At 66.2% G+C, this 26,482-nt stretch carries 29 protein-coding genes; 13 read left to right on the forward strand and 16 right to left on the reverse strand.

What is annotated here, in order from left to right; translation table 11 throughout:
- Position 1: 1 nt before the first annotated feature.
- Both HYG95_RS01720 and HYG95_RS01725 read right to left on the reverse strand, forming a co-directional pair.
- The gene (locus tag HYG95_RS01720) at positions 2–859 is read right to left on the reverse strand and encodes an ABC transporter permease (RefSeq protein ID WP_181696239.1); all 858 of its coding nucleotides are present in this window, start codon (positions 857–859) and stop codon (positions 2–4) included.
- A gap of 15 nt (positions 860–874) precedes the next feature.
- Entirely contained in the window at positions 875–2,164 is a 1,290-nt protein-coding gene (locus HYG95_RS01725) for an aryl-sulfate sulfotransferase (RefSeq protein WP_181696240.1), read from the reverse strand.
- Between the two features lie 157 nt (positions 2,165–2,321).
- On the opposite strand from HYG95_RS01725, the gene HYG95_RS01730 reads away from it, so the two are divergent.
- A complete protein-coding gene (locus HYG95_RS01730; RefSeq protein ID WP_370465645.1) occupies positions 2,322–3,377 on the forward strand; it encodes a LacI family DNA-binding transcriptional regulator in 1,056 nt (351 codons plus the stop codon).
- Here HYG95_RS01730 and HYG95_RS01735 read toward each other — a convergent pair.
- Positions 3,370–4,257 carry an alpha/beta fold hydrolase gene (locus HYG95_RS01735; protein ID WP_181696242.1) on the reverse strand — a complete coding sequence of 296 codons (888 nt, stop codon included), beginning with the start codon at positions 4,255–4,257 and terminating at the stop codon, positions 3,370–3,372. The genes HYG95_RS01730 and HYG95_RS01735 overlap by 8 nt on opposite strands.
- A 54-nt stretch (positions 4,258–4,311) precedes the next feature.
- On the opposite strand from HYG95_RS01735, the gene HYG95_RS01740 reads away from it, so the two are divergent.
- Entirely contained in the window at positions 4,312–5,097 is a 786-nt protein-coding gene (locus HYG95_RS01740) for an AraC family transcriptional regulator (protein ID WP_181696243.1), read from the forward strand.
- A 16-nt stretch (positions 5,098–5,113) separates the two neighbouring features.
- On the opposite strand, the gene HYG95_RS01745 is transcribed toward HYG95_RS01740, so the two are convergent.
- From HYG95_RS01745 to HYG95_RS01760, 4 genes are all read right to left on the reverse strand, one after another.
- The gene (locus HYG95_RS01745) at positions 5,114–6,706 is read right to left on the reverse strand and encodes an MDR family MFS transporter (protein WP_181696244.1); all 1,593 of its coding nucleotides are present in this window, start codon (positions 6,704–6,706) and stop codon (positions 5,114–5,116) included.
- Positions 6,703–7,344, reverse strand: coding sequence for a TetR/AcrR family transcriptional regulator (locus tag HYG95_RS01750; RefSeq protein ID WP_181696245.1), 642 nt, complete (start codon positions 7,342–7,344; stop codon positions 6,703–6,705). Before HYG95_RS01750 ends, HYG95_RS01745 begins: the two co-directional genes overlap by 4 nt.
- 52 nt (positions 7,345–7,396) lie before the next feature.
- A complete protein-coding gene (locus tag HYG95_RS01755; protein WP_067487578.1) occupies positions 7,397–7,897 on the reverse strand; it encodes a pyridoxamine 5'-phosphate oxidase family protein in 501 nt (166 codons plus the stop codon).
- A 74-nt stretch (positions 7,898–7,971) separates the two neighbouring features.
- Positions 7,972–8,547, reverse strand: coding sequence for a DUF2637 domain-containing protein (locus HYG95_RS01760; protein ID WP_181696246.1), 576 nt, complete (start codon positions 8,545–8,547; stop codon positions 7,972–7,974).
- 331 nt (positions 8,548–8,878) lie between these two features.
- Here HYG95_RS01760 and HYG95_RS01765 point away from each other — a divergent pair, with 331 nt between their 5' ends.
- The gene (locus tag HYG95_RS01765; protein ID WP_181696247.1) at positions 8,879–9,298 is read left to right on the forward strand and encodes a hypothetical protein; all 420 of its coding nucleotides are present in this window, start codon (positions 8,879–8,881) and stop codon (positions 9,296–9,298) included.
- Between the two features lie 52 nt (positions 9,299–9,350).
- Here the strand turns inward: HYG95_RS01765 and HYG95_RS01770 are convergent, their stop codons facing one another.
- The 5 genes from HYG95_RS01770 to HYG95_RS01790 are packed head-to-tail and all read right to left on the reverse strand — an operon-like array spanning position 9,351 to position 14,078.
- Positions 9,351–10,613 carry an acyl-CoA dehydrogenase family protein gene (locus HYG95_RS01770; RefSeq protein ID WP_181696248.1) on the reverse strand — a complete coding sequence of 421 codons (1,263 nt, stop codon included), beginning with the start codon at positions 10,611–10,613 and terminating at the stop codon, positions 9,351–9,353.
- A gap of 25 nt (positions 10,614–10,638) precedes the next feature.
- Positions 10,639–11,520 (reverse strand): SDR family oxidoreductase, encoded by an 882-nt coding sequence (locus HYG95_RS01775; protein ID WP_181696249.1) that lies wholly within the window; start codon positions 11,518–11,520, stop codon positions 10,639–10,641.
- Positions 11,521–11,523: 3 nt separating this feature from the next.
- Positions 11,524–12,396, reverse strand: coding sequence for a MaoC/PaaZ C-terminal domain-containing protein (locus HYG95_RS01780; protein WP_181696250.1), 873 nt, complete (start codon positions 12,394–12,396; stop codon positions 11,524–11,526).
- Positions 12,397–12,398: 2 nt separating this feature from the next.
- Positions 12,399–12,833 (reverse strand): SRPBCC family protein, encoded by a 435-nt coding sequence (locus HYG95_RS01785; RefSeq protein ID WP_181696251.1) that lies wholly within the window; start codon positions 12,831–12,833, stop codon positions 12,399–12,401.
- A gap of 39 nt (positions 12,834–12,872) precedes the next feature.
- Positions 12,873–14,078: a lipid-transfer protein gene (locus tag HYG95_RS01790; RefSeq protein WP_181696252.1), complete on the reverse strand. Its 1,206-nt coding sequence runs from the start codon at positions 14,076–14,078 to the stop codon at positions 12,873–12,875.
- A 161-nt stretch (positions 14,079–14,239) separates the two neighbouring features.
- On the opposite strand from HYG95_RS01790, the gene HYG95_RS01795 reads away from it, so the two are divergent.
- From HYG95_RS01795 to HYG95_RS01805, 4 genes are read left to right on the forward strand one after another with little or no spacing between them, the layout of a single operon-like run.
- Positions 14,240–15,244 carry an AraC family transcriptional regulator gene (locus tag HYG95_RS01795; RefSeq protein ID WP_181696253.1) on the forward strand — a complete coding sequence of 335 codons (1,005 nt, stop codon included), beginning with the start codon at positions 14,240–14,242 and terminating at the stop codon, positions 15,242–15,244.
- A 4-nt stretch (positions 15,245–15,248) separates the two neighbouring features.
- The gene (locus tag HYG95_RS01800; protein ID WP_220138916.1) at positions 15,249–16,295 is read left to right on the forward strand and encodes a hypothetical protein; all 1,047 of its coding nucleotides are present in this window, start codon (positions 15,249–15,251) and stop codon (positions 16,293–16,295) included.
- Positions 16,268–16,459, forward strand: a complete 192-nt coding sequence (locus HYG95_RS24455; RefSeq protein ID WP_220138917.1) for a hypothetical protein — start codon at positions 16,268–16,270, stop codon at positions 16,457–16,459. Before HYG95_RS01800 ends, HYG95_RS24455 begins: the two co-directional genes overlap by 28 nt.
- Positions 16,443–17,207, forward strand: a complete 765-nt coding sequence (locus HYG95_RS01805) for a hypothetical protein (RefSeq protein WP_181696254.1) — start codon at positions 16,443–16,445, stop codon at positions 17,205–17,207. The genes HYG95_RS24455 and HYG95_RS01805 overlap by 17 nt, the downstream gene beginning before the upstream one ends.
- A 36-nt stretch (positions 17,208–17,243) precedes the next feature.
- Here the strand turns inward: HYG95_RS01805 and HYG95_RS01810 are convergent, their stop codons facing one another.
- Positions 17,244–19,070 (reverse strand): NAD(P)/FAD-dependent oxidoreductase, encoded by a 1,827-nt coding sequence (locus HYG95_RS01810; RefSeq protein WP_181696255.1) that lies wholly within the window; start codon positions 19,068–19,070, stop codon positions 17,244–17,246.
- Positions 19,071–19,181: 111 nt separating this feature from the next.
- Here HYG95_RS01810 and HYG95_RS01815 point away from each other — a divergent pair, with 111 nt between their 5' ends.
- A complete protein-coding gene (locus tag HYG95_RS01815; protein ID WP_181696474.1) occupies positions 19,182–20,444 on the forward strand; it encodes a helix-turn-helix domain-containing protein in 1,263 nt (420 codons plus the stop codon).
- Positions 20,445–20,551: 107 nt separating this feature from the next.
- Here HYG95_RS01815 and HYG95_RS01820 read toward each other — a convergent pair whose 3' ends face one another.
- The gene (locus tag HYG95_RS01820) at positions 20,552–21,154 is read right to left on the reverse strand and encodes a hypothetical protein (RefSeq protein WP_181696256.1); all 603 of its coding nucleotides are present in this window, start codon (positions 21,152–21,154) and stop codon (positions 20,552–20,554) included.
- A 260-nt stretch (positions 21,155–21,414) separates the two neighbouring features.
- On the reverse strand, positions 21,415–22,014 hold the full coding sequence (locus tag HYG95_RS01825; protein ID WP_181696257.1) for a TetR family transcriptional regulator: 600 nt from the start codon (positions 22,012–22,014) through the stop codon (positions 21,415–21,417).
- A 139-nt stretch (positions 22,015–22,153) separates the two neighbouring features.
- Between HYG95_RS01825 and HYG95_RS01830 the strand changes: the two genes are divergently transcribed.
- Genes HYG95_RS01830 through HYG95_RS01840 form a run of 3 tightly spaced genes read left to right on the forward strand, consistent with a single transcriptional unit; the run spans position 22,154 to position 24,701 of the window.
- Positions 22,154–23,374: an alkane 1-monooxygenase gene (locus tag HYG95_RS01830; RefSeq protein WP_181696258.1), complete on the forward strand. Its 1,221-nt coding sequence runs from the start codon at positions 22,154–22,156 to the stop codon at positions 23,372–23,374.
- A complete protein-coding gene (locus HYG95_RS01835; protein WP_181696259.1) occupies positions 23,374–23,550 on the forward strand; it encodes a rubredoxin in 177 nt (58 codons plus the stop codon). The genes HYG95_RS01830 and HYG95_RS01835 overlap by 1 nt, the downstream gene beginning before the upstream one ends.
- Positions 23,547–24,701, forward strand: coding sequence for an NAD(P)/FAD-dependent oxidoreductase (locus tag HYG95_RS01840; RefSeq protein WP_181696260.1), 1,155 nt, complete (start codon positions 23,547–23,549; stop codon positions 24,699–24,701). The genes HYG95_RS01835 and HYG95_RS01840 overlap by 4 nt, the downstream gene beginning before the upstream one ends.
- Before the next feature lie 178 nt (positions 24,702–24,879).
- On the opposite strand, the gene HYG95_RS01845 is transcribed toward HYG95_RS01840, so the two are convergent.
- On the reverse strand, positions 24,880–25,191 hold the full coding sequence (locus tag HYG95_RS01845; protein WP_181696261.1) for a hypothetical protein: 312 nt from the start codon (positions 25,189–25,191) through the stop codon (positions 24,880–24,882).
- Between the two features lie 13 nt (positions 25,192–25,204).
- On the opposite strand from HYG95_RS01845, the gene HYG95_RS01850 reads away from it, so the two are divergent.
- Positions 25,205–25,531, forward strand: a complete 327-nt coding sequence (locus HYG95_RS01850) for a hypothetical protein (protein ID WP_220138919.1) — start codon at positions 25,205–25,207, stop codon at positions 25,529–25,531.
- A gap of 359 nt (positions 25,532–25,890) precedes the next feature.
- The gene (locus tag HYG95_RS01855; RefSeq protein ID WP_220138920.1) at positions 25,891–26,400 is read left to right on the forward strand and encodes a MarR family winged helix-turn-helix transcriptional regulator; all 510 of its coding nucleotides are present in this window, start codon (positions 25,891–25,893) and stop codon (positions 26,398–26,400) included.
- Positions 26,401–26,482 lie beyond the last annotated feature (82 nt).

Consider the following 26,482-nt stretch of genomic DNA (forward strand, 5'->3'; position numbering starts at 1 on the left):
GTCAGTGCTCCTTTTCCGACCACTTGGTCAGCGGCACCGTGGCCGAGGCGATCGCCAGATCGCAGGCGGCGCCGATGATGCCGAGCACGATCAGGCAGGCGATCACCCGGTCGGCTTGGGAGAACATCTGCGACTGATAGATCCGGTAGCCGATTCCGGCGGTGGTGCCGGTCATTTCGGCGACGACGATGAGTACGAACGACATCGCCGCACCGACACGCAGCCCGGAGACGATGTCGGGAGCCGCCTCGGGCAGCACGATCCCGAGCAGGGTCTGGCGTCGGCTCGCGCCGAGGCAGCGGGCGGCCTGCAGGTAGTCGTGTGGCGTACTCGACAGGCCGGTGTGGCTGTTGATCCAGACCGGCACGAAGACACCGAGCGCGATGACCAGCGCTTTGCTGTCCTCACCGAGCCCGAACCACAGGATGGCCAGCGGAACGAGGCCGATGGTCGGGACGGGAGCGAGTAGCCGCAGCACCGGCTGGAGCAGTCGGCGCCCGGTCGCGGTGTTCGCCGTCAGCACGGCGGCGGCGATGCCCGTGAGCGCACCCAGGACGAATCCTGTTGCGGCACGGCGGGAACTGGCGACGATGTCCTCGGCCAGCACGCCGTCGAGCCACAGGCCGTACCCGGCTCGCCAGATCTCGGGCAGCGCGGGGAACAGCTCCGCGGGGAACCGCCCGCTCGCCGCGACCAGGGTCCAGGCCACTGCTGCCAGTCCCAGTCCCGCGACTGTCCAAACCAGGGCCTTCGAACGCGCGATCCACACCGGCGTGGCTGGTTCGGGGTCGCGTCGTGGCCGGGATCCGGAGGGCGCGGGCGGACCCGATGCTGTCGTGGTTCCCACGCTGATCGTCATCTCGTCGTCCTTCCTTCAGCTGTGAGCCGACGCACGTTCGGGCACCCAGTCGAAGGGAACCGACTGCGCCCGGTAGACCAGCGGGGTCAGGGTGAGCCGGTCGACCCCGGGGACGCGGGGTTCGCGGACCTCGGGCTCACCGGCGACGCCGTAGCCCTCGTAGGGACTGTGGTACTCCCAGACCACCGCACCGTCCGAGGTCACCTGGAAGATCCGGCCGCGCATGCCCTCGGTGACGAGGGTGTTGCCGTTGGGTAGTCGCTGGGCATTGCTCACGAAGGAGCTGAAGAACGTCCACGACGGGCGCTGGGAGTCCTCGGCGGTGTACTGCCAGACGATCTGCTCGGTCACCGGATCGATCTCGAGTACCCGGGATCCGGCGTAGATGCCGAGCGGAGCGGGCGGATAACCCGCACCACCCTGGTTGTCGAAGACCAGGATGTTGCCCGCGCCGGGCAGGCCCGGCGCGATCATGTGCGGGTTGTGCTGGCCCGAGATCTGATCGAGCGGGCGCGGCACCTTGTGGACGTTGATGCGCTGATGCTGGTCGCCCGGCACAGCATCGAAGTACGGGCCGAGCTGCCAGGCGATCGCGCCGGAGGCCTTGTCGATCAACGCGACGATATTGGCCTTACGGAAGCTGACGAGAATGTTGTCGGGCTGGAACACCGTGTCGGGGTCCTCGGCGTGCCAGGCGTTGGGGCCGAGCGATTTCGCACTGTTCATCTCGAGATAGCCCCACGGGTCTTCGGGATCACGGGCCGCGGTGGCGCGCAAGGCTTCCCAGCCGGCTTCGCTGAAACCGAACTCGTGCAGGTGGTCACCGGCGAGCCACTGCCAGACGATGGCGCCCTCGGGGTCGACTTCGACAAGCCCCTGGTCGCCTACCGTCATCGCACCGAGGTCGGGGACCACCCGTGGCACGGTCACCAGGAGCAGGCGGTTGCCGTTGGGTAGCAGTTCCCAATCGTGGTTCTGGCGTGCCGCGCCGCCGGGCGCCTGCCTGCCCCATTCCCACACGGTCTCACCGGTCCACGTGAGTTGCCCGACCGTGCCGTTGGCGTAGATGCCGCCACGGGCGTCACCGCTCTCGCTGAGCTGGACGCCGATGTCACCGACCCGGCCCGCGTTGAGCGCCGGGTCGATGATCCTGGGCGGAACACCGGCGAACGGCCACTCCCGCACGACGGTGCCCGCGAGATCGATGAGGCGGGTGATCGAGTCGGCCCCGGTGAACAGGATGTAGCTGTCGTGGGCGTTGCCGGGTTCGTGATGGGTGACTCCGCTGAGTCGTACGTAGGACATATCGTCTACTTCACCTGTCGTTTGTTGCGGCGGAGGGTCGCGCCGGTAACGTGTCTAATCGATTAGCGTAGGAAGAAATACGGCGCTGGACAGGGTAGAAATCGGGATGAGTGAAACCGGGACGAACTCGGACGCGGACCGCGATACTGGAGCGAATGTGACGACCAAACGGCCCACCCTCGCCGACGTCGCGACTCTCGCGGGCGTCTCGACCGCCGCGGTGAGCTACGTGCTCAATGACGGGCCACGCCCGGTGTCGGATGCGTTGCGCGCCAAGGTTCTCGCCGCCGCCGACGAACTGCGCTACCGTCCCGACCGCAACGCCAGGGCGCTACGACGGCCACGCAAGTGGCGCCAACTCGGCCTGCTCGTCCCCGACCTCACCTTGCCGCTGTATGCCGCGCTTGCCGGGCGGCTCGAGATCGAGGCGCGCGCTCGCGATCACCTGACGATGATCGGCAACACCGGCTACGACCCCGACCGGGAACTGGAGTTCACGGCGGCGTTCACCGATGTCGGCATCGACGGCCTGATCGTGGTCGGCGCGGTCAACACTCCCGAGATCGGCAAAGTCTGCCGCCGCGCTCGCGTGCCCGTCGCGTGGGTGCACAACCGCAGAGGAACCGTCGACACCCCGACGCCCCTGGTCCGCGCCGATCATGTCGCCGCGGGCAGGCTCGCGACCACACATCTCACCGAGGTCCACGGTTGTCGCGACATCGTCTTCGTCGGCGGATTCACCGCCACCGACGTGGAATACGGCGACCGGGAAACCGTCGCCGAGCGGTACGAGGGCTTCGCCTCGATCATCGAGGGGGGCACCGTGATCCGCACCGATCTCACCCCCGAGGGGGCCTATCTGGCAGTCGGTGCACACCTGCGGGCGGGGCACCGACCGCAGGCTCTGGTCGTCGGCACGAACGGCCAGGCAGCGGCCGCGACGCGTGCTGTCACCGATGCAGGCCTACGTGTTCCCGCCGACCTTCGCATTGTCGGCTTCGACGGTGGCGTGGCCCACCAGTTCGGGCAGATCACCCTCACCTCGGTGATGCAGCCGATCGATGTCATCGCCGCCCGCGCGATCGGCGATGTTCTCGATCCGGCCGATCCGGACCCGGCGATGTGGGTGCCGATGCCGGTCACCCTCCACCGCGGTGAGTCCTGCGGCTGCCCGCCCGGCGCCGATCCACCCCGGCACCCATCCTCTAGGTGACGGGAGTTGCGCGCTCGCCCGCTCCCCCGTGGCCCTCGATGGGGCGGCGCAACCAAGCCTGCAATGCCTCGGTGACTTCGGTAGGGCGCTGTTCCATGATGAAATGCCCGCCGTCGATCCGGACGAGACTCGCGTTCGGGATGTGTGCGGCGAGGTCTTCGGCGTAGCGGAACGGGATCGCCGGGTCCTTGTCGCCCCAGATCACCGAGGTGGGGCAGTCGATGGCGCCGAGTCCGGCCGCGAGTTCCGGGCGCAGTCGGACGCTGTAGCCCGCCCAGAAATGGGCGTACCACCGGCGTCCTTCGCGGGTGTTCAGGAAATCGAGGTAGTCGGCCAGGCGCTGGGTGTCGAATGAGCCGTTGCGGACGAACTGTGCCAACCCCAGGCGGTGGACGAGCCCGATCGTTCGCGCGGTGAGAAGCGGACGCAACAGCGGGCGTCGCGCTGCGGCGGAAAACAGCCCGAACAGTTGGTAGTACGGCGTGGTGAAGGTGCGATGAGCCCGGGAATTGAGGATCGCGAAGCGCTGGACCCGGTCGGGGTATCGCTGCACGAACCCGAGTCCGAGAAAACCGCCGTAGTCGTGACAGGCCAGATCGACGCGGTCCAGGCCCAGTGCGTCGAACAGCCGCACGATCCGGTCGACCTCGGTGTTGTAGTCGCAGCTCAACCGGAGGTCACGAGCCGAAGCGCCCCAGCCTTGCCAGTCTGGGGCGATCACCCGGCGCGACTGGGACAGGGGCCCGATCTGATGGCGCCATGCGGCGTGACTCTCCGGCCAGCCGTGCAGCAGGACCAGCGGATCACCTTCTCCCACATCGACATAGGCCAGGCGCGCGCCGTCGACGCCGACCTCGTTCAGTTCGTAGGTTGTCGTCATCTCTGCTCCACATCTCGCACGGTGGTCACGATCGGTGGATGTATGGTCGCGTGCATGGCGTTGCCCGCACTTCCAGAAACGTGCGCTACCGATCCAGCGACCGCCACCGCGCCGGCACGGCTGTGGCTACGTCTCGGACACGCGGTCTATATCGGACCCGGTATGGCGCTGGGGCCGCATTCCACCGCCGTGGCGAGTCTCGGTGTCGGTTTGGACGGGCCGTTCCGGGTCCGCGCGGCGGGTGTTCCCGATGTCACCGCCCGCAGCTTCCTGTTCCGCGCCCGGGTCACCCACCACATTCTCGACACGGACGGACGAAGACTGTTCTGCTTCTTCGACCCGACCTCGTCCCGGATGACCCGCTGTCTCGGCGGGATGTCGCGCGACGTCGGCGGTTTCAGCGCCGATCAGCGCAACGAGGCCGCCCTGATCGACCTGGGCAACTCCCCCGACCCCGATATCGACCGAGTACTCGATCTGGCCAGCGTGCCGGTCCCGACGATCGGCGATCCACGCATCGCCGCCGTGGCCGCGCAGATCCGCGCCGACCCGACCCAGCAGCAACGTGCGGCCGAAAAGGCCCTGGCCGCAGGACTTTCCACCTCGTACTTCCTGCGCACCTTCGCCGAGCAGACCGGCACCAGTTTCCGCCGCTATGTCCAATGGGCGCGAATGCTGCGAGTGGCGAAAGCCCTCACCGAGGGTCACGACCTGACCCGAGCCGCCACCGATGCGGGCTTCGCCTCCCCCTCGCATTTCAGCGACACGTTCCGGGCCATGTTCGGCATGACTCCCACCGCCTTCACCGCCCTCGGCGCCGAACTGCACATCGACGACTGAAACGCGGCCCGGACGCTCAGCCCTCCTTGACCAGCTCCGGCTCTTCCTCGGCCATCACGGCCTCACCGCGCGCGACCATGCCCGCCTCGTCGGACAGCGTCAGGTGCGGGATGAACAACGCGAGCGCGAACGCGAGGATCGCACCGGGAATCAGGTACCAGAAGCCGGGAACCAGCGCGTCGACGTAGGCGCCGACGATGGCGTCGTGCAGCTTGTCCGGCAGATTCTTGACCACCGACGGGATCAGCGCGCTCGGGTCGATGTTCGCCGCCGCCGCTTCCTGCCAGTTCGCCTGGAACGCGCCGGTCAGATTCTCGGTCAGCCTGCCGGTGAAGATGGAACCGAAGATCGCGATACCGAGCGCGCCACCCATCTCACGGAAGTAGTTGTTGGCACTGGTCGCCGTGCCGATCTGGTCGGGGGCCACCGCGTTCTGCACCACGAGCACGATGATCTGCATGATCAGGCCGAGGCCCGCGCCCATCACGAACAGCATGGCCGAGACCACCCACATCGAGGTGTTCGCGTCCAGCCGGGTCAACCACAGCATGTCGACGGCGATGAGTGCGGCGCCGATCGGCGGATACACCCGGTAGCGACCGGTCTTGGTGATCACGTTCATCGAGGTGATGAGCGTGAGCATCATGCCGATCATCATCGGGATCAGCAGCAGACCCGACACCGAGGCGGAAGTACCGCTGGCCATCTGCAGGTAGGTCGGGATGAAACCGATCGCCGCGAACATCACCAGGCCGACCAGGAATCCGATCACCGAGGTGAGCACGAAAGTGCGATTGCGGAACAGCCACAGCGGCAGCATCGGCTCCTCGGCGCGCGACTCGACGAACACGAACGCCGCGACCACGACGACGAACGCCGCGATCATCGACAGCATCACCGTCGAACCCCACTCGTACTGCTTGCCGCCCCAGTCGGTGATCAGGATCAGCAGGGTGGTCGCGGCCGACATGAGCACGATGCCCAGGTAGTCGGGCCGGAACTTGGGGCGGTGGCTGGGGATGCTCAGGTAGCGGAAGGCGATGAACAGCGCCGCGATCCCGATCGGCACATTGATCCAGAAGCACCAGCGCCAGTCGAGATGGTCGGCGAACAGACCGCCGAGCAGCGGCCCGGCGACCGAGGTGATTCCGAAGACAGCGCCCATCGGCGCCATGTACTTGCCGCGGTCCTTGGCAGGCACCACATCGGCGATGATGGCCTGCGCCAGGATCATCAGGCCACCGCCGCCGACGCCCTGCAGGCCGCGGAAGGCGATGAACTCCCAGAATCCCGTCGACGCGGCGGCGCCGACGGAGGCCGCGGTGAAGACGGTGATCGCGAACAGGAACAACCAGCGCCTGCCGAACATGTCGCCGAGTTTTCCGTAGATCGGCATCACGATGGTGGTGGCGAGTAGATACGAGGTGGCGGTCCATGCCATGTGGGAGACCCCACCGAGTTCGCCGACGATGGTCGGCATGGCGGTGCCGACGATCATCTGGTCGAGGCTGGCCAGGAACATACCCGCGATCAGCGCGGAGAAGATCAGCCAGATCCGCTTCTGCGTCAGGACGATCGGCGGCGGCGGCGAGTCGGCCGTCGTGGTCATCGGTGCGTCTCCCTTGTCGTATCGTCCGGCCGGTCGAACAGCCGGGCGGCCATGGCGCAGTGCTCGTGCAGCGCTGCGGCGAGCGACCCGTTCGGGTCCGCGGCCAGCGACATCGCCGCCCGCGTGGTGATGGTCGTCATGATTCCCGCGGTGAGCGAGGCGAATTCGGGGTCGACCTCGGCACCGAGCCGCGCCGAGAGGAGTTCGGCGGTGGCGGCTTCCAAACGGGCACCCGAGGCGATGAAGGCGGCAAGCACTCTCGGCTCGGCGGTGATCAGCTCGGTGACCAACGAGATACCTTCGCGCACTTCGTTTTCCGGCTGGAAACCGGCGGCGTGCAACCAGGTGAGGTCCTCGATCAGCACCCCGGTCGGACCGCCCGCGACGAACTCCTGCCGCGCTTCGGGCGTGCCGATGTCGCCGACCGGGCCGACCACCGCGTCGAGTTTGGTGTCGTAGTAGTTGAAGAAAGTGCGCGGCGAGACGCCGACCGCCTTGGCGATGTCGTCGACATTGGTCGCGTCCAGCCCGTGCTCGACCGCCAATCGCCGTGCGGCAACGCACAGTTCGATCAGGGTCCGCTGCTTCTTCTGTTCACGCAGACCGATCGAGGGCTGCTTGGCCGACTCGGAAGACATGCCGCCAAGTTAGCACAAACTGCAACTTTTCAGAAACTGCAACTACATGGGCTCAGGCCTCGGCGGTACGACCCGACAGCGGCATCGCGGGCAGGCCGAGCTTGCGGTGGTCCCAGGACCTGACCCTGGTCTGGTCGACCCGGATCACGATGCGCTTGTTCATCATCTGCTCGACGAACGGATGGACCTCGGGGCTGTACGGGCCGACGTAGCGTTCGTAGATGTCGATGGCGGCGCGCCAGTACTCCTCGTCCTGCGTGTCCTCGATCAGGTGGGCGGTGCCCTCGATCGACACGCCACGCAACTGGTCGTAGGTGTCGCCCGCTTCGGCCATGCAGGCGATGGTCGGGTCGCGGCGCAGGTTCACCGCCTTCTGCGATTTCGACTTGGTCTCGAAGTAGACGACACCGTCGATGTGACCGAACCACATGGCGGTGAGGTGTGGTTTTCCCGACCGGTCGAGGGTGGCCAGTGTGAGCACCCTCGTGCTGTCGAGAAACTCCGCGATTTCCAGCGCATTCATCCGCACTACGGCTCGCTGATCGATCCCCACTACTGGCCACCTTCCGGTCCTGGTCACTTTGCGCCGACCCTACTCAGCCGAGCAGCGCACCGCGGTCGCTCTGCCTAGGTGCGGGTTTTCGGGGTCGCGGGCGGAGTCCGTGCCTCGTTGCGGTGCTGATCCCACCAGGAGGCGCTTTCCTGCTGGGCGGCCTCCTGATCCTTGGACGGCGCCGGTGTACTCGGTATGCCGAGGACCCTGAGCCGCCAGTCGTCCTGCGGGATGGCGGCCACGATGCGCACGGGAACAACCGCCGTGAGCAGCAGGCAGTTTCCGACGCAGACTATCAGACAGATCGGGGGAACCGAGACCACGATCGCGGTCGCGAGGGTCCCCATCCGGATCGGATCGCGCGAGATGGACAGGACATTGCCGCAGATGCTGGCCAGCACGGTGACGAGGAGCAGCAACTCGTAGAACCGGACAAGGGAGGTGGCCTTCTCGTCACGGATGCCGACCAGCGTGATGAACGTGCAGGCGACCAGCGCGACCGTCAGACCGACGACAAGCGGCCACAACCACGTCAGGTGCTCCGGAACCCCCGCCACCCCGGCGAGGGTCGAGGTGAAGGTGAAGGAGGCGATCGCCGCGGCGACAACCAGTACCGCCCCTAAACCGACCAGTAGCTTCGGGACCGTCACTGGAACAGGACGAGGGAAACGGTCCGAGTGGTCCATCGGGCTCCATTCTACGGGCTTTGGCCGCCAAACACGCAGGCACTCAACAGAGTACGGGCACGCGGCGTGCCGCGCCGCGAGCGGACCGAGCGGACACCGTAAAGTCCCGTCACACACGATTCGCAAGAGGAGCTCGGCCGGCGCGAGGCATCGGATCCGGCGATCAGCGCGAGCCAGGGTCAAGCCGTGGGTTTTCGGGGTACCGGCCCTGTGAGAATTGTGGAACTCTTCCGCTTCACGCGGTCCCGATCGAACACCGGGACCGACTACACCGATGCGAAGGACCACCGAACCCATGCGAATCGCAGGACTGACCGCCCTCGCGGCGGGCGCACTGATCCTCCCGGCCACCCTGGCTCCCGCGGCCTCGGCGGAGGTGGAGGACATCACCATCTACGCTTGGGGCAACAGCGAAGTGCCCGTCGCCTGCGATTTTGTGGGTGCCAACTGCACGGTCATGGCCCGGATGTTCGGCGCCGACTACGCACTGCCCGCCACCGTCACGATCAACGGCAGCGAGCTCACTTCGCCCGAGCGCCTGGACTACCCGGACCGGCAGCGCAGCGCGGTCCGCGGCACCTGGCGCCCGCCTGCCAAGGGCACGTACACGATCGTGGCCACCCAGGGCTCCTCCACCAAGACCCTCGTCGTCGAGGTCACCGGTGACCCCCAGCTGGGCAGCGGCTCGGCGGGGCTGCCGAGCGGTTCCAGCTGACCCACGGCCGACTCGCCGACCGCCCGGTGCGGGCGGTCGGCGAGCGCACCGATCACTGCGCGAGCAAACCCTTGGCGACGTGGGTCACCTGGATCTCGTTGCTGCCCGCGTAGATCATCAGCGACTTCGCGTCGCGGGCCAGCTGCTCGACCCGGTACTCGGCCATATATCCGTTGCCGCCGAACAACTGCACCGCTTCCATCGCGACATCGGTGGCGGCCCTGGTGGAGTACAGCTTCATCGCCGAGGCCTGTGCCAGCGTCGGCATCTTGCCCGCCGCCGAGCTCTCCAACGCCCGGAACACCATGTTCTCGACGTTCAGACGCGCGATCTCCATTTCGGCCAGCTTCAACTGGACCAGCTGGAAACGGCCGATCTCCTGCCCCCACAGCTTGCGCGATTTGGCGTATTCGATGCACAGCCGATGGCATTCGTTGATGATGCCCATCGACAAGATGGCGCAGCCGACCCGTTCGACGATGAAACTGGCCCGCGCGCTCTCCCGGCCGTCACCGCCCTGGTGATCCTCGGTCTCACCCAGCAATCGGTCCTTGCTCAGCCGTACATTGTCGAAGAACAACTCACCGGTCGGCGAGGAATGCATGCCCATCTTCTTGAACGGTTTGCCCTGAGTGAACCCCTCCATGCCCTTGTCGAGCACGAAGGTGAGCACCTTGCGGTCGCGTTTGTCGCCGCCGTCGCCTTCGTCGAGCTTGGCGTAGACGACCACGGTGTCGGCGAACGGGCCGTTGGTGATGAAGGTCTTCTGCCCGTTGAGGATGTAGTCCTCACCATCGCGACGAACGTAGGTCTTCATGCCGCCGAACGCGTCGGAACCGGAGTCGGGCTCGGTGATCGCCCACGCCGCCACCTTTTTCAGAGTGACGATGTCTTTGAGCCACCGCTGTTTCTGCGCGAGCGTGCCGCGTGCGGCGATGGTCGCCGCACCGAGACCCAGGCTGACACCAACCGCCGCGACGCTACCCAGGGTCACTCCGGTCAGTTCGCTGACGAGAACCGCAGCCATACTGCCCTGAGCCGCAAGCGGATTCGATGCGGACTTCTTGTCCGGCTTCTCCGGCGCGGGCTCACCCGCCGCGATTCGGTCGGCCCTGGCCTGTTCCTTGGCCAGCATCTTGTCGACAGCCTCACCGGCCATCACATCGAGCCCGAACTGGCTGAACAGGGTGCGCATGATGTCGTAGGGCGGCAGCTCGCCGTGTTCGAGTTCGTCGATGTGGGGAAGAACTTCCTTGTCGATGAACGCGCGCACGGATTCGCGGATCATCTCGTCGGTCTCGGACCATTCGAACATCGTTGTTCACTCCAGGATTCGTGGTTCAGGGCAATCGGGCGGCGATGTCGTCGATCGACCACGCCTCGTCGGTCTCGATGGTCTTGACGTCGTGCCAGCCGGCGAGTTCGCTGATCGCACCGCCCTGTACCGCGAACACCTTGCCGGTGATCGGGCATTTCTCGCCTGCGAGGTAGGCGACCAGCGGTGAGATGTTGGCCGGGCTGAAAGCGTCGAAGCTTCCCTCGGCTTCGGCGTCGGCCGCCTCGGCCGCCATCAGCGCGCCCATTCCCGGGGTGGCCAGGGTCAGGCGGGTGCGGGCGATCGGGGCGATCGCATTGGCCCGCACGCCGTAGCGTTCGAGCTCGTCGGCCGCGACCTGGGTCAGCGCGGCGATACCGGCCTTGGCGGCACCGTAATTCGCTTGGCCCGCGTTGGGCACAGTCACCCCGGACGCCGAGGCGGTGTTGATGATGGCGGCGTTGGGTCGACGGCCCGCCTTCGACTCTGCCTTCCAGTACGCCGAGGCGTGGTGGATGACCGCGAAATGGCCTTTGAGATGCACCGCGACCACGGCGTCCCAGTCCGACTCCGAGAGGCTGGGGATGAAGCCGTCGCGCAGGATGCCGGCGTTGTTGACGACCACGTCGAGGCCACCGAATTCCGAGATCGCTTGCGCGACCAGCGCTTCAGCGCCCGCCCAGGTGGCGATGTCGTCGGTGTTGGCTACTGCCCGGCCACCGGCGGCGACGATCTCGTTCGCCACTTCCTGTGCCGGGCCGACGTCGACGCCGTCACCGCTGTTGCTGCCGCCCAGGTCGTTGACAACGACTGCGGCACCTTCGCGGGCGAACAGCAGCGCGTGCTCACGTCCGATACCGCGACCGGCGCCGGTGATGACGGCGATGCGTCCTTCCAAGGCACCCATGTCCTACTCCTTCGTTCCCGCGATTTCGGCGATGCCGTTGCTCAGCACCACATCGGTCCCTCGCACCGTCTCGAACGCGTACGTGGTGACACCGTTGTCGGTGCCCGCATTCCAGATCCGCGTCTCGAGGTCGTCACCAGGGAAGACGAACTTGGAGAAACGCACGGCCAAGCGCTGCACCCGCGAAACGTCGGAATCGGCGACTTCGGCGAGGACACCCCACCCGGCCATCGCCATCGTGCACAGACCGTGCGCGATGATGCCGGGCAGACCGGCGTCCTTGGCGACTTCCTCGTCCAGGTGCAGCGGCACCGGGTCACCCGAGGCGGGCGCGTACCGGAACGTCTGGTCGTGGTCCACGTGGTGGGCGATCTTCGCCTGCGGCGGGGACTGTTTGAGCTCGGTACACGGCTCGATCACCGGGATCGCCTCGCCGACTCTGTCGCCGGCGTCCACGCCGCGGAAGAAGCCGGACAGGTACTGCTCGTTGACGAGCTCACCGGTCACCTCGTCGGCACAGGTGAGATGGATGTAGACCAGCGAACCGGTGGACTTGGTCTCCCAGCCGATCACGCGGCCCCGCGAGACCAGCTTGTCACCGGGCTTGATCGGGCGGTGGAAGTGGAAGTCCTGCTCGCCGTGGGTGATCCGGCCGAAGATGTCCATCGGCACCACGTCGACGGCCGGCGCCATCAGCGCGTCGAAGGCCGGGACGATGGCGAACACCGGCGAGCCCACGTCGCCGCGGCGATGCGCGGGGATCGGGTCGTTGGTCGCGGCCGCGTACTCGGCCAACCGCTCCCTGGTGACCTCGAACCGTTCTTCGTCCGACCACAGGTTCAGACCGTCGCGGTCGAACTCGAAGACGTCACCCATGATCAGGCCCCGGCGGCGAGGGCGGCAAGCTTGTCCAGCGAGGTCTGCAGCTGCTTGGTGCCGTCCTTCTCGACCGCCTTGCCGAGCGCGCCCTTGATCAGCGAGCCCTCGAATTCCCCTGCGACCTGGACCTCGGTCTGGTCGCCGTCGGGGGTCAGGTCGAAGGAGAAGGTGGCCTTCACCCCGGCCATCCCGGTGCCCGTCATGACCAGCTTGGTCGGGGCGACCTCGCCGACGACCCATTCCATCTTGTTGGCCATGCCGAGCATGAAGATCTTGGCGGTCAGCGCCGCGCCTTCGGTCAGGGTGGCCGGCGGTTCGACCATCCAGCGCTCGTGGATGGTGAACCAGTCGCCCCAGGTGGACGGGTCGGTGATCACGCCCATCAGCTTCTCGGCGGGGGCGTTGAGGGTGGCGGTCTGCTCGATGTGACCCATGAGTGTTCTCCTGCGAATGGTGGTGTGGTGGAAGGCCGGTCAGCGGTCGGCGCGCTGGTACGCGGTGACGACGGCGGCGCCGCCCAAGCCGATGTTGTGCTGCAGGGCAGCGGTCACGTTGTCGACCTGACGGGCGTCGGCGGTGCCGCGCAGCTGCCAGGTGAGCTCGGCACACTGCGCCAATCCGGTGGCGCCGAGCGGGTGCCCCTTCGAGATCAGGCCGCCGGAGGGGTTGACGACCCATTTGCCGCCGTAGGTGGTCTGGTTGTCGTCGAGCAACCGACCGGCCTCGCCGGGGGCGCACAGGCCGAGGGCTTCATAGAGCAGCAGTTCGTTGGCCGAGAAGCAGTCGTGCAACTCGATGACCTGGAAGTCCTCGGCGCCGAGTCCGGCCTGCTTGTACACCTCGGCCGCAGCGGCGACATTCATGTCGTAGCCGATGATGTTCTTGGCTGTGCCGTCGAAGGTCGAGGCGAAGTCGGTGGTCATGGCCTGACCCACGATTTCGACCGCCTGGCCGGCGAGGTCGTGTTTGTTCACGAAATCTTCGCTCGCCAGGATCGCCGCGCCGGAACCGTCGGAGGTCGGCGAGCATTGGAGCTTGGTGAGCGGGTCGTAGATCATTCGCGAATCGAGGATCTGGTCCATGGTGTATTCGTCACGGAATTGCGAATACGGGTTGTTCACCGAATGCTTGTGGTTCTTGTAACCGATTTTCGCGAAATGCTCGGCGGTGGTGCCGTATTCCTTCATGTGCTCCCGCCCTGCGGCGCCGAACATCCAGGGCGCGGGCGGAAAGAGCACCTCGGAGATTTCGGCCAGGGCCTGCATGTGTTTGGCCATCGGCTGCTCGCGGTCGTCGAAGGTGGTGCCGAGCGAGCCGGGCTGCATCTTCTCGAAACCGAGCGCGAGCGTGCAGTCGGCCAGGCCGCCGCGAATCGCCTGCGCCGCCAGATACAAGGCGGTCGATCCGGTCGAGCAGTTGTTGTTCACGTTGACGACCGGAATTCCGGTCATTCCGAGTTCGTAGACAGCGCGCTGCCCGGAGGTGGACTCGCCGTACACATAGCCGACGTAGGCCTGCTGCACCTCGGCATAGGAAATACCCGCATCGTTGAGGGCGTTGGTGCCCGATTCCCGTGCCATATCCGGGTAGTCCCAGATGCTGCCGTCTTCGTTGAATCGCCGACCCGGCTTCTCGAATTTCGTCATACCGACACCGACGACGAATACCCGTTGCGTCACAGGACAGTCCTCTCGATAGATCAGCCGTGCGGCTGTCACCTATGACGCTATGAGTTCGGCTGCTGCCCGACGAGGACCGCAGCGGGCCGTTCGGGGGACCGAAACGATCATCGCCGCTGGGGTACCGTACGAATCGCCTCGCCCGACGTCGAAGGAGCCAAGTGGCGCATACGATTCCGATGCGGTTCTTCCGGGCGACAGTCGAGTCGATGGTGAAACGCGGCCTCGATGTGGAGCGCGCGCTGCGCGGAGCGGCACTCGACTGGCGGCTCTACGCCGAGGACCGCGCCCGGATGACACCGGAGCAGACGACCGGGGTGATCCGCGCCCTGTGGGAGCAAACCGACGACGAACTCCTGGGCCTCGGGCCCCGGCCGGTAGCGCGCGGCACATTGCGACTGGCCGGACTCACCGTCATCCACACCCGGGATCTGCGCGGTGCGCTCGGCCGCATGTTCGAACTCTCCGCCGTGACCACCGGCATCCGCTGGGCGTTGCGGGCCGACGACGCGGGCCGAGCCACGATCAACATCGCCGATCCAGACGTGCGCCTCGATCCGTTCGTCGCGTTCGCGATGATCGGTGGAGTGCACCGGTTCGCCGGTTGGCTGATCGGAGCGCCGGTCGCGTTGCTTTCCGTGGATTTCCCGTTCGATGCCGAGCATCTGGCCGAGGAGTACACGACGATTTTCGGGATCCGGCCCACCTTCCGCGCGTCGCGGTTGGCGATGTCGTTCGACGCGGCGTTGCTGGCCATGCCGCTGGTGCGCGACGAACCCGACCTCAAGCGGTTCCTCCGCGACTCCCCCGGTGTGCTGTTCTACGCGCAGGAGCAGGCCACGACCACTACGGCGCGGGTGCGCGCGATCATGGAGCGCAACCAGAACGGTTCCTGGCTCGGCGCCGACGAGCTCGCCCGTCGCCTATCGATCAGCGCGCCGCACCTGCGGCGGCTGCTGCGTGCCGAAGGCACCAGCCAGCGGCGAATCCAGGAGGAGATCCTTCGCGACCGCGCCGTCGAAGCGCTGGTCCACGGAGACGAGTCGATCGCCGACCTCGCCGCCCGCCTGGGCTATTCGGAGGCCAGCGCCTTTCGCCGGGCGTTTCACCGGTGGACCGGTAGCGCGCCGAGCGACTACCGCTCCACCCGAATCAGAAAGCCGTGACCGTATGACGCACACCGAGACGGAAGCCCGCTTGGACGACACGGGCAACGTCTTGATCGTACCGACGAGATTGCGCGACACCGCGATCACGGACTTCTTCGGGTCCACGATCACCCCGGCGGATCTTGCCGCCGGATCGGCGGATCTCACGCAGAAGACCGTCTACCTGTGTGGCGATATCGCAGCGATCGATGAGCATCGGTTACCTTCGGCCGCACGGGTTTTCGTTGTCCGAAAGCTGTCACACGGCTACCGCGATCACGAACTGCCGGCTCTCGTCGACCTCGGTCGTGTCCCGGTTCGTGTGCATCGCGTCGGCGTGTACTACCGCCGCTTCTTCGCCCTCGAAGACGACCACTTCGGACGGATCAGCGCCGAGCACACCTTCCAGTCCCTGACCGAGTCCACCAAACCGGGTTCGGCCCACCGCAGCGGTATCTACCTGACACCTGTCACGCGAAGAGGTGACGAACTGCATTTCCGCCTGCTGCGCTGCTCGACGAATCTCTCGGGGCCGACCGAGGGCTTCGGCGCGACCGACACGAGCATCGTCGACGCCCTGAACAACGAGGCCGCCACCGTGTTCCGTGGCCACGCGCCGCTCAATCACGTTCTGGCCCAGATCTATCACAACACCCCGGCCACGGCCGGGCGCAAACAGGCCAAGGCCAAGATCTCGGCTCATGCCGACAAGACCAAGGACATGCCAGTCGGCGGCATCATGGCCTTCTGCACCTTCTACAACGGGCTCGACATGCTGGGACCCATGGCCGCCGACCCCTTCGACTACGGCGTGCGGAATACCAGCGGCCTGACCGAACTTCGCTTCCGCCTGAAGGATTCGGCCGACGCGCGCGACGGGGTCCCCGCACGATTCGATCTGACCCTGTATCCGGGTTCCGTGTTCTTCATGCCGCTGTCGACCAACCGCCTCTACACCCACGAGATCCGCCCCCGGCGCCGGACGTCGGGTCGCTGCCGACCCGTCTGGGCTACGTGGTGCGCTGCTCGAGCGCCGAAGCCGTGCACAAGGACGGCCAGACCTTCCTGAAGCGAGCCGACGGCTTGGTGAAGCTGGATCCGCCCACGGCCGAGGGTGTCGACGAATTGCGCGGACTCTACGCCCAAGAGAACAGGACCACGTCCTTCATCGACTACGGCGACCGGTTCCGTTTCAGCATGAACACCGGAGACTACGATGCTCCCCGAGTCTGACATCTCCGACGAAATAGCCTCGTATGCTTTGCCGTTCGAGCGCAACCTCTTCACGGAGCTTTCCGGTTCGGCTGTCCTGGACGAAACGGGAAACGGCCGCCGCGGCGCGACTCTCGCCGACCCCGATACGGCGGGTCGCGTGCCGCTCGTCCGAACCACCACTCGCTATACCCGCCCGACACAGTGCTTCCGGCCGGTGCATCACCGCCTGGCACAGCAGATTCGAGCCCGCGCGGGACTGGCGGTCGGCTTCGACAACGCGCTCATCGAGCGCTACACGAACGCCTACGCCACGATGGGCAGCCATTCCGACCAAGCTCTCGACCTCGCCGATCAGTCCTTCGTCGCCGTCTTCTCCTGCTATCGCCACCCCGAGGCACCACCGAGGACGCTGATCTTCGAAAGGAAGGGGACCGCTGAGAAGTTCACGATCCCCCTGGCCCACCACAGCGTCGTCGTGTTCTCCGTCGCCGCGAATCGGCGGTTCAAGCACAAGATCGTGCTCGAGCCGTCCGCACGGTCGGTCGAAAACGACTGGCTCGGCGTGACTTTCCGCAAGTCGAAGACCTTCGTCCAGTTCCGTGAGGGTCGGCCGTACCTGCCGCAGGGCGCACGTCTCACCTCGGCCGACGACGATCAGCGACGAGAGTTCTACCGCCTGCGACGACGTGAGAACAACGAAACAGACTTCGTCTACCCGCCGCTGACCTACACCGTCAGCGAAAGCGACCTGATCCCACCGGCCTGAGGATCAGCCACCCGACTGCTCGCCGGGTGTGCCAGGTCAGCTCAGGTGGTGCACCTGCTGCTTTCCGTAGACCGGGGTCGGCACCCCTTCGAACCGGGCCTTCAGCTGCAAGGCCAGGTACAGCGAATAGTGGCGGGATTGGTGCAGGTTGCCGCCGTGGAACCACAAGCCGGGCTGCTGGGTCGGCTTCCACATATTGCGCAGCTCGCCTTCCCAGGGGCCTGGGTCTTTGGTGGTGCCCGAGCCGTAACCCCAGCATTTGCCCACCGCGTCGGCCACGTCCTGGCCGATGAGGTCGGCCGCCCAGCCGTTCATCGACCCGTAGCCGGTCGCGTAGACGACGAGATCGGCGGGTAGTTCGGTGCCGTCGGACAGGATCACGCTGTCCTCGGTGAGTTCGCGGACCTGCCCGTGCGCCAAGCGGATGTCGCCGTTGGCGACGAGTTCGGCGGCGCCCACATCGATGTAGTAGCCCGAACCTCGGCGCAGGTATTTCATGAACAATCCGGAGCCGTCGTCGCCCCAGTCGAGCTCGAACCCGGCGCGTTCCAGGCGTGCGTAGAAGTCGGCGTCGCGCTCGCGGATCGCGTCGTAGACCGGGATCTGGAATTCGGGCATGATCCGGTACGGCAGCGACGCGAAGGTGAGATCGGCTTTCTGCGTGGTCATTCCGGCAGCAAGGGCGCGCTCGGAGTACAGGTCACCGAGGCCGAGTTCCATCAGCGAATCCGACTTCACGATGTGGGTGGACGACCGCTGCACCATGGTGACCTCGGCACCCGCCTCCCACAGGGCACCGCAGATGTCGTGGGCGGAGTTGTTGGCCCCGATCACCACGGCACGTTTGCCCGCGTAGCGGTCCGGCCCGGGGTGCCGGCTGGAGTGGTGCTGGTCGCCCCGAAAGCGGTCCATCCCTGGGAAATTCGGGATGTTCGGTTTGCCCGACATCCCGGTCGCGAGCACCAGGTGGTGCGGGCGCAGCACGAGCGGGTCGCCATCGCGTTCCACCTCGACCACCCAGGTTTCGCTCGCGTTGTCGTAGCGTGCCGAGGTGCAGGTGGTCTTGGACCAGTACGGCACCTCCATCACCTTGGTGTACATCTCGAGCCAGTCGCCGATTTTGTCCTTCGGCGCGAACACCGGCCAGTTGTCGGGAAACGGCAGATACGGCAGGTGGTCGTACCAGACCGGATCGTGCAGACACAGCGACTTGTACCGCTTGCGCCACTGGTCACCGGGGCGGTCGTGCTTGTCGACGACGAGGGCGGGCACGCCGAGCTGGCGCAGCCGCGCACCGAGGGCGATACCACCCTGTCCCCCACCGACGACGAGCACGAACGGCTGTCGCGTGTAGCCGAGTTCGTGCTGTTCGCGTTCGCGTTGCTCGGACCAGGTCACCCGGGCGCGGTCGGCACCGTGACGCACGCCCCTCGGCCGCCGTGGGCCTTTGCTCTCCTCGAAGCCCTTCAACTCCTGCAGGGTGGTGAGCAGGGTCCACGCGCCCTCGTCGGTGAGCCGCAGGTGCCCGACACCGCGTCCGGCCCCGGTCTCGAAACCGATCCACGCGCTGATCACCCCGTCGGCCTCGGTCGGCGTCTCGGTGGTGTGGAAACCGGACGGGTCCGTGTCGGCGAGCTGGGCTGCCAGCATGTCGGCGACGCCCGCCCGGCCCTCGACGGTCTTGATGTTCCAGGTGAACGCGATCAGGTCGCGCCAGAAGCTGTCGGTGGCGAACATGCCCGCCGCGGTGTCGACATCGCGCGCGGCCAAGGCCGCCTCGAACGCCGTCAGCCAGGCGTCCACCCGCTGCTGGGGTCCGGCTACGTCCGATCCGTCGACGACGGGATCGAGTGTCTGGGTCATCGAATCCTCCTCCACAATCTGTGACATGAAGCACACGTCATGCGGGAGGGGTGGCACAATCGTTGCAGCGCGTTGCAGCGCTGACAGACGGCACCGATGAAGGGCGCAGGCGTGGGCGATTTCGGCGCGTTCGTACCCGGCACCGACCTCTCCGGGTACGCGCGTGAGCTGATCCGCATGCACGACGCCGTGATCGCCGGTGGGCGTTCGCCGCTGCGGCCTCGCCCTCTCGTCGCCCGGTCGTGGTCGCGGGTGCTGGCGGCGGGGCTGGTGCCCGACCAGCCGAGGGCTCGCTCGGTGCTGGCCGTCGACGATGTCGAACGCAGGCGCCGCGAATCCTCGCTCACCGCGGTGATCGACGACCTCACGCAGGCACTGTCCGATCTCACCGACACCGATTCCCAGCTGATGCTGGTGGTCGCCGACGCCGAGGGCGTGATCCTGTGGCGACACGGTTCGGCGAAGGTGCGCCACCGGGCCGACACCCTGGGATTCCGCGAGGGCGCGCGCTGGACCGAGGACGCGGTCGGCACCAACGCGATCGGCACCGCGCTGGCCGAGGCCAATCCGGTCCAGTTGTTCTCCGGTGAGCACTTCGAGCAGTTCCAGCACCCCTGGTTCTGCACGGCGGCCCCGATCCACGACCCGCGCACCGGTACCCTGCTCGGAATCGTCGACATCAGTGGTCCCGCGCTGGCCCTGCATCCGGCGGTCACCGCGCTGGTGAGTACCGGCGTGCGGCTCGCCGAAGCGCAACTGTGGCGTCATCACGAGACCCGGCTCGACCGGCTGCGTTCGGCGGCGGGCCCCGCCCTGGCCGGGTTGTCCGGACCCGCCCTGGTCGTCGACGACAACGGCTGGGTGGCCCAGGCCGTCGGTGTCGGCGCCACGCACCGGGTGGCCGTGCCGAGACCCGACCGCCCGATCACCGTCCCCGGGCTCGGTCTGTGCACCGCCGAGCAACTCGCCGACGGATGGCTGATCCGTCCGGACTCCGGCTCCCGGCTCACCCGCTTGGAGCTCGACCTGTCCGGTCCGCCGACCCTGCGCGCGCTCGGCGGCGAATCCGCCTGGTGCTGTGCGCTCTCGGCACGCCATGCCGAGATCCTGCTGCTGTTGCACCTGCACGGCCGACAGGGCATGACGGTCGGGCAGCTCAGCGAAGCGCTGTTCGGCGATGCGGACCACGCCGTCGCGGTCCGGGCCGAGATCTCCCGGCTGCGGCGGACGCTCGGTTCGGTGGTGGCGAGCCGACCCTATCGGATCGCCGAAACTGCCAGCCTCACAGTTACTTTCGGCTCGGCCGAGCGCCTCGCCGACTGCGATTTCATCCGACACAGCGCGGGACCGGGCTTACGCGCACTCTGCCGGTGACTTCGCGGTCGATGCCGTACTCGGACGATCGGCGCCGGGATGGAATTCACGACATCCCGGCGCCGAGAGCACAGCTGAGCCGATAGTCAGGGCAGCCTGGTGCCAGGTCAACTGACCGTTGCGGTGATCTTGATCGCCGGTGTGACCTTGTACTCGGTGGCGAAGGTGATCGTCTCACCCTGCGTCAGGAGTCCCTGACACGTCGGCGTCCCCTCGGCCGTGGCCAACTTCACCACGGCCGTGGTCGCTTTGAGGGTGGAGGTGGCGTTCGTGTACGTCATCGCGGTGTGATGAGTCCAGAACCCGCACGAGTTTCCGACGACCGTAGTGAAGACCAAGTTGATCGAGTTGAACAGGTCGCCATTGACCAGCGAGGTCGTCCCGGTGGCCGCATTGTAAGACTTGCCCGTGAAGTTCGAGGCGCCTGCCGCTGCGGTGAACTGCCCTCGCCACGCCGTGCCGTCGGGAGCGGTGCAGTTGATCAGGTCCGTGTACTTGATGGCACCGAGCCCGGAGGTCGTCCGGGTACCTGCGGGCAGGGAGCCCGACGAGGACAGGCTCGGACAGGTGAATATCGTTGTGCCGCTTTTGTTCTTCACGACCAGCGGTCCCGACACCGCCGAGAAGGCTCCGTTGCTGTTGGGGTTGACGACTGTCCAGGTGGTGGTCGCCGCGTGCGCGGGCGCCGAGAGCGCGGCGGTCGCGAGCAAGGGCGCGGCCACGGTGATCGCTGCCAGAAGGTGGCTGGTGCGCATTCCGAACATAGTGGTCTCGATTCATCAAGCCAGAGAACACATCAGGCGACCGACCAGACCGTCGTGCCGCGAGACGCACCGGGCGTAACGGCCCAGCCAGGTGACCGTATCAACGAAACTCGTTGCTTAGCACACAGTTTGAACTAATTAGTTTTCAAACCAATCAGTCAGGAATTATTGCTCCGCAGCGGCACGCCCGCAGCACGGCGTTCGACTCAGGCCGGGAACACACCGGCCAGCACAGCACCGATCTGCGCCACCGCGCGGTCGACACTGCCGGTGGGCTGGAACAGGTGACTCAGGGTGAGCCGCACCATGATCTCGACGATCGAGGTGATCTCCTCGTCGGACAGCTGAGGCAACTGGTAGCGGTCGCGGACCGTGATCGTGAGCGCGTCGACCGCCCGGACGAGCACCGGCTGCGCGTCGCTCACCAAAGCGGGCAGCAGGGCGGTGTCGGCATCCTGACGAGCGGAGAGGACCGCCTTGATCAACGTGTTGTCACCGGCGGTGCGCAGGGTGTATTCGGCGGCGGCGGTGATCCCGGCGAGGGGGTCGGCCGGATGCTCGCCCAACGTGTTGGCCACCCCGCTCAGGTAGATGCCGGTCTCGCGCTCGATGAGGGCATCCGCCAAAGCCTGCTTGGTGCCGATCTCCTTGTAGAGGACCGGCCTGCTGATGCCGACCTCCTTCGCGATACGCGACATGTTGACCGCGCCCCAGCCTTCGGAAACGACCATGGTGCGGGCAGCGTCGAGCATGCGATCGCGCAACAGCTGACGCATCTCGGACTGGAAGTTCGGCGATTCGGCCACCCAGCCATCGTACATGTGGCCCGAAGTGACAGCTTCGTTGACAACCTATGACTCTATGTATTTACTGAGAACACATCGGCATCAGTTGTAAACGAGCTCGACAATGCCCGGGAAATGTCTCGGTGATCAGGAGAACGAGATGACGACATCGCGAAACCACGAAGAACCGGCCACGGCCCTGCAATGGCGTGATTCCAAGCGCTATCTGTGGTTGTTCGGCCTCGTCGCCCCCAGTGCGGCAATGCTGGCCACGGCACTCGTCTGGGTGTGCAACCAGCTGGGCTGGCAGGTGGTGGCGCCGGTGTGGTGGTGGCTCGGCCCGATCCTGGTCTACGTCCTGCTGCCGACCCTCGACCGCTTCTTCGGGCCCGACGGTGCGAACCCACCGGAGGAGGTGATGGCACAGCTGGAGAACGACAGGTACTACCGCTACTGCACCTACGCCTACATTCCGGTACAGCTGATCAGCCTGGTTTTCGCTTGTTACCTCTGGACCGCGGACAACCTCTCCTGGCTCGGAATCGACGGCGGTCTGGGCCTGGCCTCGAAGATCGGTTTGGCCTTCACCATCGGGGCGATGGGTGGTGTCGGTATCAACACCGCCCACGAACTCGGCCACAAGAAGGACGAACTCGAGCGCTGGCTGTCGAAGATCACGCTGGCCCAGACCTTCTACGGGCACTTCTACATCGAGCACAACCGCGGCCACCATGTGCGTGTCGCGACGCCGGAGGACCCGGCCAGCGCGCGCTTCGGCGAATCGTTCTGGAGTTTCCTGCCGCGCAGTGTGTGGGGCAGCCTGAAGTCCGCGTGGGAACTGGAAGCCACCCGCCTGCGCCGGCTGGACAAGAGCCCGTTCTCGCTGCACAACGACGTGCTCATCGCGTGGTCGATGTCGGTGGTGCTGTGGGTGGCGCTGGTCGCGGTGTTCGGCCCCGCGATCCTGCCGTTCCTGGTGATCCAGGCCGTCTACGGGTTCTCCCTGCTCGAGACGGTGAACTACCTCGAGCACTACGGTCTGCTGCGGAGCAAGACCGCCTCGGGTCGCTACGAGCGCTGCACCCCCGAGCACAGCTGGAACTCCGACCACATCGTCACCAATATCTTCCTCTACCACCTGCAACGCCACAGCGACCACCACGCCAATCCCACCCGGCGCTACCAGATCCTGCGCCACATGGACGGCGCGCCCGAACTGCCGAGCGGGTACGCGAGCCTGATCGGCCTGGCCTACTTGACCCCTTTGTGGCGCAAGGTGATGGACCATCGTGTGCTCGCGCACTACAACGGCGACATCACCCGGGTCAATATCCAGCCGAGCAAGCGCGCGAAGATCCTCGCGCAGTACGGAGCGAACTGATGGCCGCCTACCTCTGCCCCGTGTGCGACTACGTCTACGACGAGCGCTTCGGCGCTCCCCGTGAAGGTTTCGCCGCAGGCACCGCCTGGTCGTTGATTCCCGAACAGTGGTGCTGTCCGGACTGCGGTGTCCGCGAGAAGGTCGACTTCGACATGCGTGAGGTGAGTCGCGGATGAGCGGGCGGATCGTGATCGTCGGCGCCGGTGTCGCCGGCGCCACCGCGGCACACACCTTGCGCCGCGAGGGGTATACCGGCGAGATCGTGCTCGCCGGGGCGGAACCGACGATGCCCTATCGTCGGCCCGCGGTCTCGAAGGAACTACTCGCGGGCACCGCCTCGCTGGAACGCACCCTGCTGAAGCCGGTGAAGTTCTGGGCCGACAATGTCATCGATCTGCGGGCGGCGACCAGGGTCGACGCGATCGACACCGACCGTGCGTCGGTGCGATTGAGCACGGGTGAAGACCTCGGCTACGACAGCTTGCTGCTCGCGACCGGCGCGCGGGCACGCCACATCGACACCGCGTCCACCCGCGTGCACACCTTGCGGACGCTGTCCGACATCACGGCGCTGCGAGCGGCGATCGATGCCGGCGGGTCACTGCTGATCGTCGGCGGCGGGCTGATCGGCTGCGAGGTGGCCGCTACCGCCCGCGGCCTCGGTGCCGATGTGACGCTGTTGCACGCGGGCCCCGCGCTGCTCGACCGGGTGGTGCCGCAGGCGGTGTCGGACCTGCTGCGCGACATCCATCAGGAGCACGGCGTCGTCGTCGAGACAGAGTTCAGCACAACGCATCTCGGCGACACCGCCGATGCCGTGACAGCCACGGCGGCCGACGGGCGCAGCCGGTCGGCCGGGGCCGCTCTGGTCGCCATCGGAGCGGCGCCCGACACCGCCTTGGCCGAAGCCGCCGGCCTGGCCGTCAACGAGGGCATCGTCATCGATCAGCACTACCGCACATCGGCACCGGGAGTGTTCGCCGCGGGCGACGCGACCACCGCCTTCAACTCCCACCGCGGCGAGTTCGAGAGCGGCCGGCAGTGGAACTCGGCGATGTCCGCGGGCGCCGCCGCGGCGAGGGCCATCCTGGGCCGCCCGACCGTCCCCGTCGAAATCCCTTGGGGCTGGACCGATCAGCACGGACTCTCCCTGCAATTCGCCGGCTGGGTCCACCCGCACGACGACCTCGTCGTCGAAGGCACCGTGGCATCCCGGGACTTCCTCGCCGTGGCCGTCCGCGACGGCCTGCCCGTCGGCGCCGTCGCGATGGCCAGGCCTCGGGAACTCCGCGCGGCGCGGGCGGCCATCGCCGCCGGTGCCCCCTGAACCACCAGTTCATTCCGCAGTTCCGAAAGAAGTGGAAACCTTTCCACAATTAACTATCCGGAGAAAATAACTAATAGCAGATAACGATATTCAGGGCGTATCGATTCGCGATTTCAGCCACGAAAAGAAGATGGCGAGCTATATTTTTAAAACACCCACTTTGTAGTTGGGCATACCGTCACTCCTCTGCTCGACATTTTCTGGAGATCGCCATGATATCGACCACTTCCCTGTTTCGCGCAGGCTTTATCGCTCCGGTGGCTGTCGCTACCGTCTTTTGTCTGGCCGCACCCGTCAACGCGGCGCCGGTCAGCGTGAACTGGGCATGCCGGGGCACCGTCCTCGGGATCAGCCAGACCTCGAACATGAACACGACGGTCACCGGTACGGCGCCGGGCTCGGCGGCATCGGGATCCGCGGTGGCCATCACCATCACACCCGGTGCGTCGTCGGTGCCGAGTTCGGCTTCCGGCTTCACGGTGAACAACATCAGCAACCTGAAGATGACCATTCCCACCCCGGCGAACTCGACCCTGGTCTCGGCCAGCGCCTCCGGAGGTAGCGTGGCGGGCACTGTCGCGACGTCCGGTGGGAACGTCGTGCTGACCATTCCCGGGCCGATCGCCGGTGGTACCAGCTTCACTCCACCCGCGGTGACCATCAATGTCACCGCGGGTGCCGCTGGAACGTCGATCACCAGCAAGTACGCGGGAACCAGCTACACAAGTCCCGGTATGACCATGACGACCAACGTCTCGTTCGTCGGCAACGTAGCGACTTCGTGCTACCCGAACCCCTCCCCGACCCTGACCACAACCACCGTCACCTAGGCCCATGGACAGGCGCTACGGCACGATGACCCACACCCGCGCCGACAATCCGTGGTGAAGATGTCCGGACCGGGTCGCGCGAGCGGCCCGGTCCGGGCGAGACCATATACATCACTATCGACAATGGTTGCCCCCCTTGCGGTTTGGTGCAAAGTAACCATATTCGACCGAAAAGTCCGATGGGCGTATCGCGCCCGCCATCGTGTCGTACGCTGCATGTCCGACACAGCCACGGTTCACTTCGGTGGCCGCGGTGGTGCCGATCTCGTGAGGTTCGATCGACAGGAGCCACCATGCCCCCTTCGAACGCCCGGCGGCGATACTCCCGCCCGTAGGGAAGCTCTGATCGGTGACTGCTGATGGGAAAGCTCGTGTGCCCCACTACTAGCGAACCCGCCCGGATCTCGGTCGAGCTCAAAAGGGCGCTGGAGTTCTATCACGGATCCGTCGAGGATCTGATTCGCGAATTGATCAGAGTGCTCGGCGTGAACGAGACCGATCGACGCGCCCTCGAAATCGTGCTGCTCGAGGACGAGAAATCCACCACTCCGGGCAGGCTGGCCGAACGGCTCGGCCTCACCGCGGCGGGCGTCACGATCATGCTCAACCGGCTCGAGAAACAGGGCTATATCGTCCGCTCGCTGCACCCGACCGATCGTCGCCGGGTGATAGTGATGGCCACCGAACTCGCGGCCCATCGGGTACGGGAAATCGTCGTACCCATGATCGTCGAGAGTTACAAGATGTTGCTGAGCTATTACAACACCGCCGAACTCGAAATAATCGCCGACTTTCTGACCCGCGCGGGCGAACTGCAACAAATACACCGGCAACGGCTACGTGAGGTGCATCCCTACTCGAAACCCTGAAATGGGCCGTGACGTCCGCATTGTTGCCACCGGTTCGCACGGTAGGCGTACCTCGAGGGAGAAGCCAGGATGGAATCCGTCG

Source organism: Nocardia sp. GTS18 (genome assembly GCF_013839555.1).
Lineage (GTDB): Bacteria > Actinomycetota > Actinomycetes > Mycobacteriales > Mycobacteriaceae > Nocardia > Nocardia rosealba.

What these genes read in the sequence shown, in the direction of transcription:
- HYG95_RS01735 (WP_181696242.1), bottom strand. Translation starts at nt 4,257, where the DNA reads ATGACGACAACCTACGAACTGAACGAGGTCGGCGTCGACGGCGCGCGC.
- HYG95_RS01740 (WP_181696243.1), top strand. Translation starts at nt 4,312, where the DNA reads ATGGCGTTGCCCGCACTTCCAGAAACGTGCGCTACCGATCCAGCGACC.
- HYG95_RS01775 (WP_181696249.1), bottom strand. Translation starts at nt 11,520, where the DNA reads ATGGGTGCCTTGGAAGGACGCATCGCCGTCATCACCGGCGCCGGTCGC.
- HYG95_RS01805 (WP_181696254.1), top strand. Translation starts at nt 16,443, where the DNA reads ATGCTCCCCGAGTCTGACATCTCCGACGAAATAGCCTCGTATGCTTTG.
- HYG95_RS01785 (WP_181696251.1), bottom strand. Translation starts at nt 12,833, where the DNA reads ATGGGTCACATCGAGCAGACCGCCACCCTCAACGCCCCCGCCGAGAAG.
- HYG95_RS01765 (WP_181696247.1), top strand. Translation starts at nt 8,879, where the DNA reads ATGCGAATCGCAGGACTGACCGCCCTCGCGGCGGGCGCACTGATCCTC.
- HYG95_RS01770 (WP_181696248.1), bottom strand. Translation starts at nt 10,613, where the DNA reads ATGTTCGAATGGTCCGAGACCGACGAGATGATCCGCGAATCCGTGCGC.
- HYG95_RS01780 (WP_181696250.1), bottom strand. Translation starts at nt 12,396, where the DNA reads ATGGGTGACGTCTTCGAGTTCGACCGCGACGGTCTGAACCTGTGGTCG.
- HYG95_RS01830 (WP_181696258.1), top strand. Translation starts at nt 22,154, where the DNA reads ATGACGACATCGCGAAACCACGAAGAACCGGCCACGGCCCTGCAATGG.
- HYG95_RS01810 (WP_181696255.1), bottom strand. Translation starts at nt 19,070, where the DNA reads ATGACCCAGACACTCGATCCCGTCGTCGACGGATCGGACGTAGCCGGA.
- HYG95_RS01835 (WP_181696259.1), top strand. Translation starts at nt 23,374, where the DNA reads ATGGCCGCCTACCTCTGCCCCGTGTGCGACTACGTCTACGACGAGCGC.
- HYG95_RS01850 (WP_220138919.1), top strand. Translation starts at nt 25,205, where the DNA reads ATGACCATTCCCACCCCGGCGAACTCGACCCTGGTCTCGGCCAGCGCC.
- HYG95_RS01800 (WP_220138916.1), top strand. Translation starts at nt 15,249, where the DNA reads ATGACGCACACCGAGACGGAAGCCCGCTTGGACGACACGGGCAACGTC.
- HYG95_RS01845 (WP_181696261.1), bottom strand. Translation starts at nt 25,191, where the DNA reads ATGTTGTTCACCGTGAAGCCGGAAGCCGAACTCGGCACCGACGACGCA.
- HYG95_RS01720 (WP_181696239.1), bottom strand. Translation starts at nt 859, where the DNA reads ATGACGATCAGCGTGGGAACCACGACAGCATCGGGTCCGCCCGCGCCC.
- HYG95_RS01840 (WP_181696260.1), top strand. Translation starts at nt 23,547, where the DNA reads ATGAGCGGGCGGATCGTGATCGTCGGCGCCGGTGTCGCCGGCGCCACC.
- HYG95_RS01750 (WP_181696245.1), bottom strand. Translation starts at nt 7,344, where the DNA reads ATGTCTTCCGAGTCGGCCAAGCAGCCCTCGATCGGTCTGCGTGAACAG.
- HYG95_RS01725 (WP_181696240.1), bottom strand. Translation starts at nt 2,164, where the DNA reads ATGTCCTACGTACGACTCAGCGGAGTCACCCATCACGAACCCGGCAAC.
- HYG95_RS01855 (WP_220138920.1), top strand. Translation starts at nt 25,891, where the DNA reads ATGGGAAAGCTCGTGTGCCCCACTACTAGCGAACCCGCCCGGATCTCG.
- HYG95_RS01745 (WP_181696244.1), bottom strand. Translation starts at nt 6,706, where the DNA reads ATGACCACGACGGCCGACTCGCCGCCGCCGCCGATCGTCCTGACGCAG.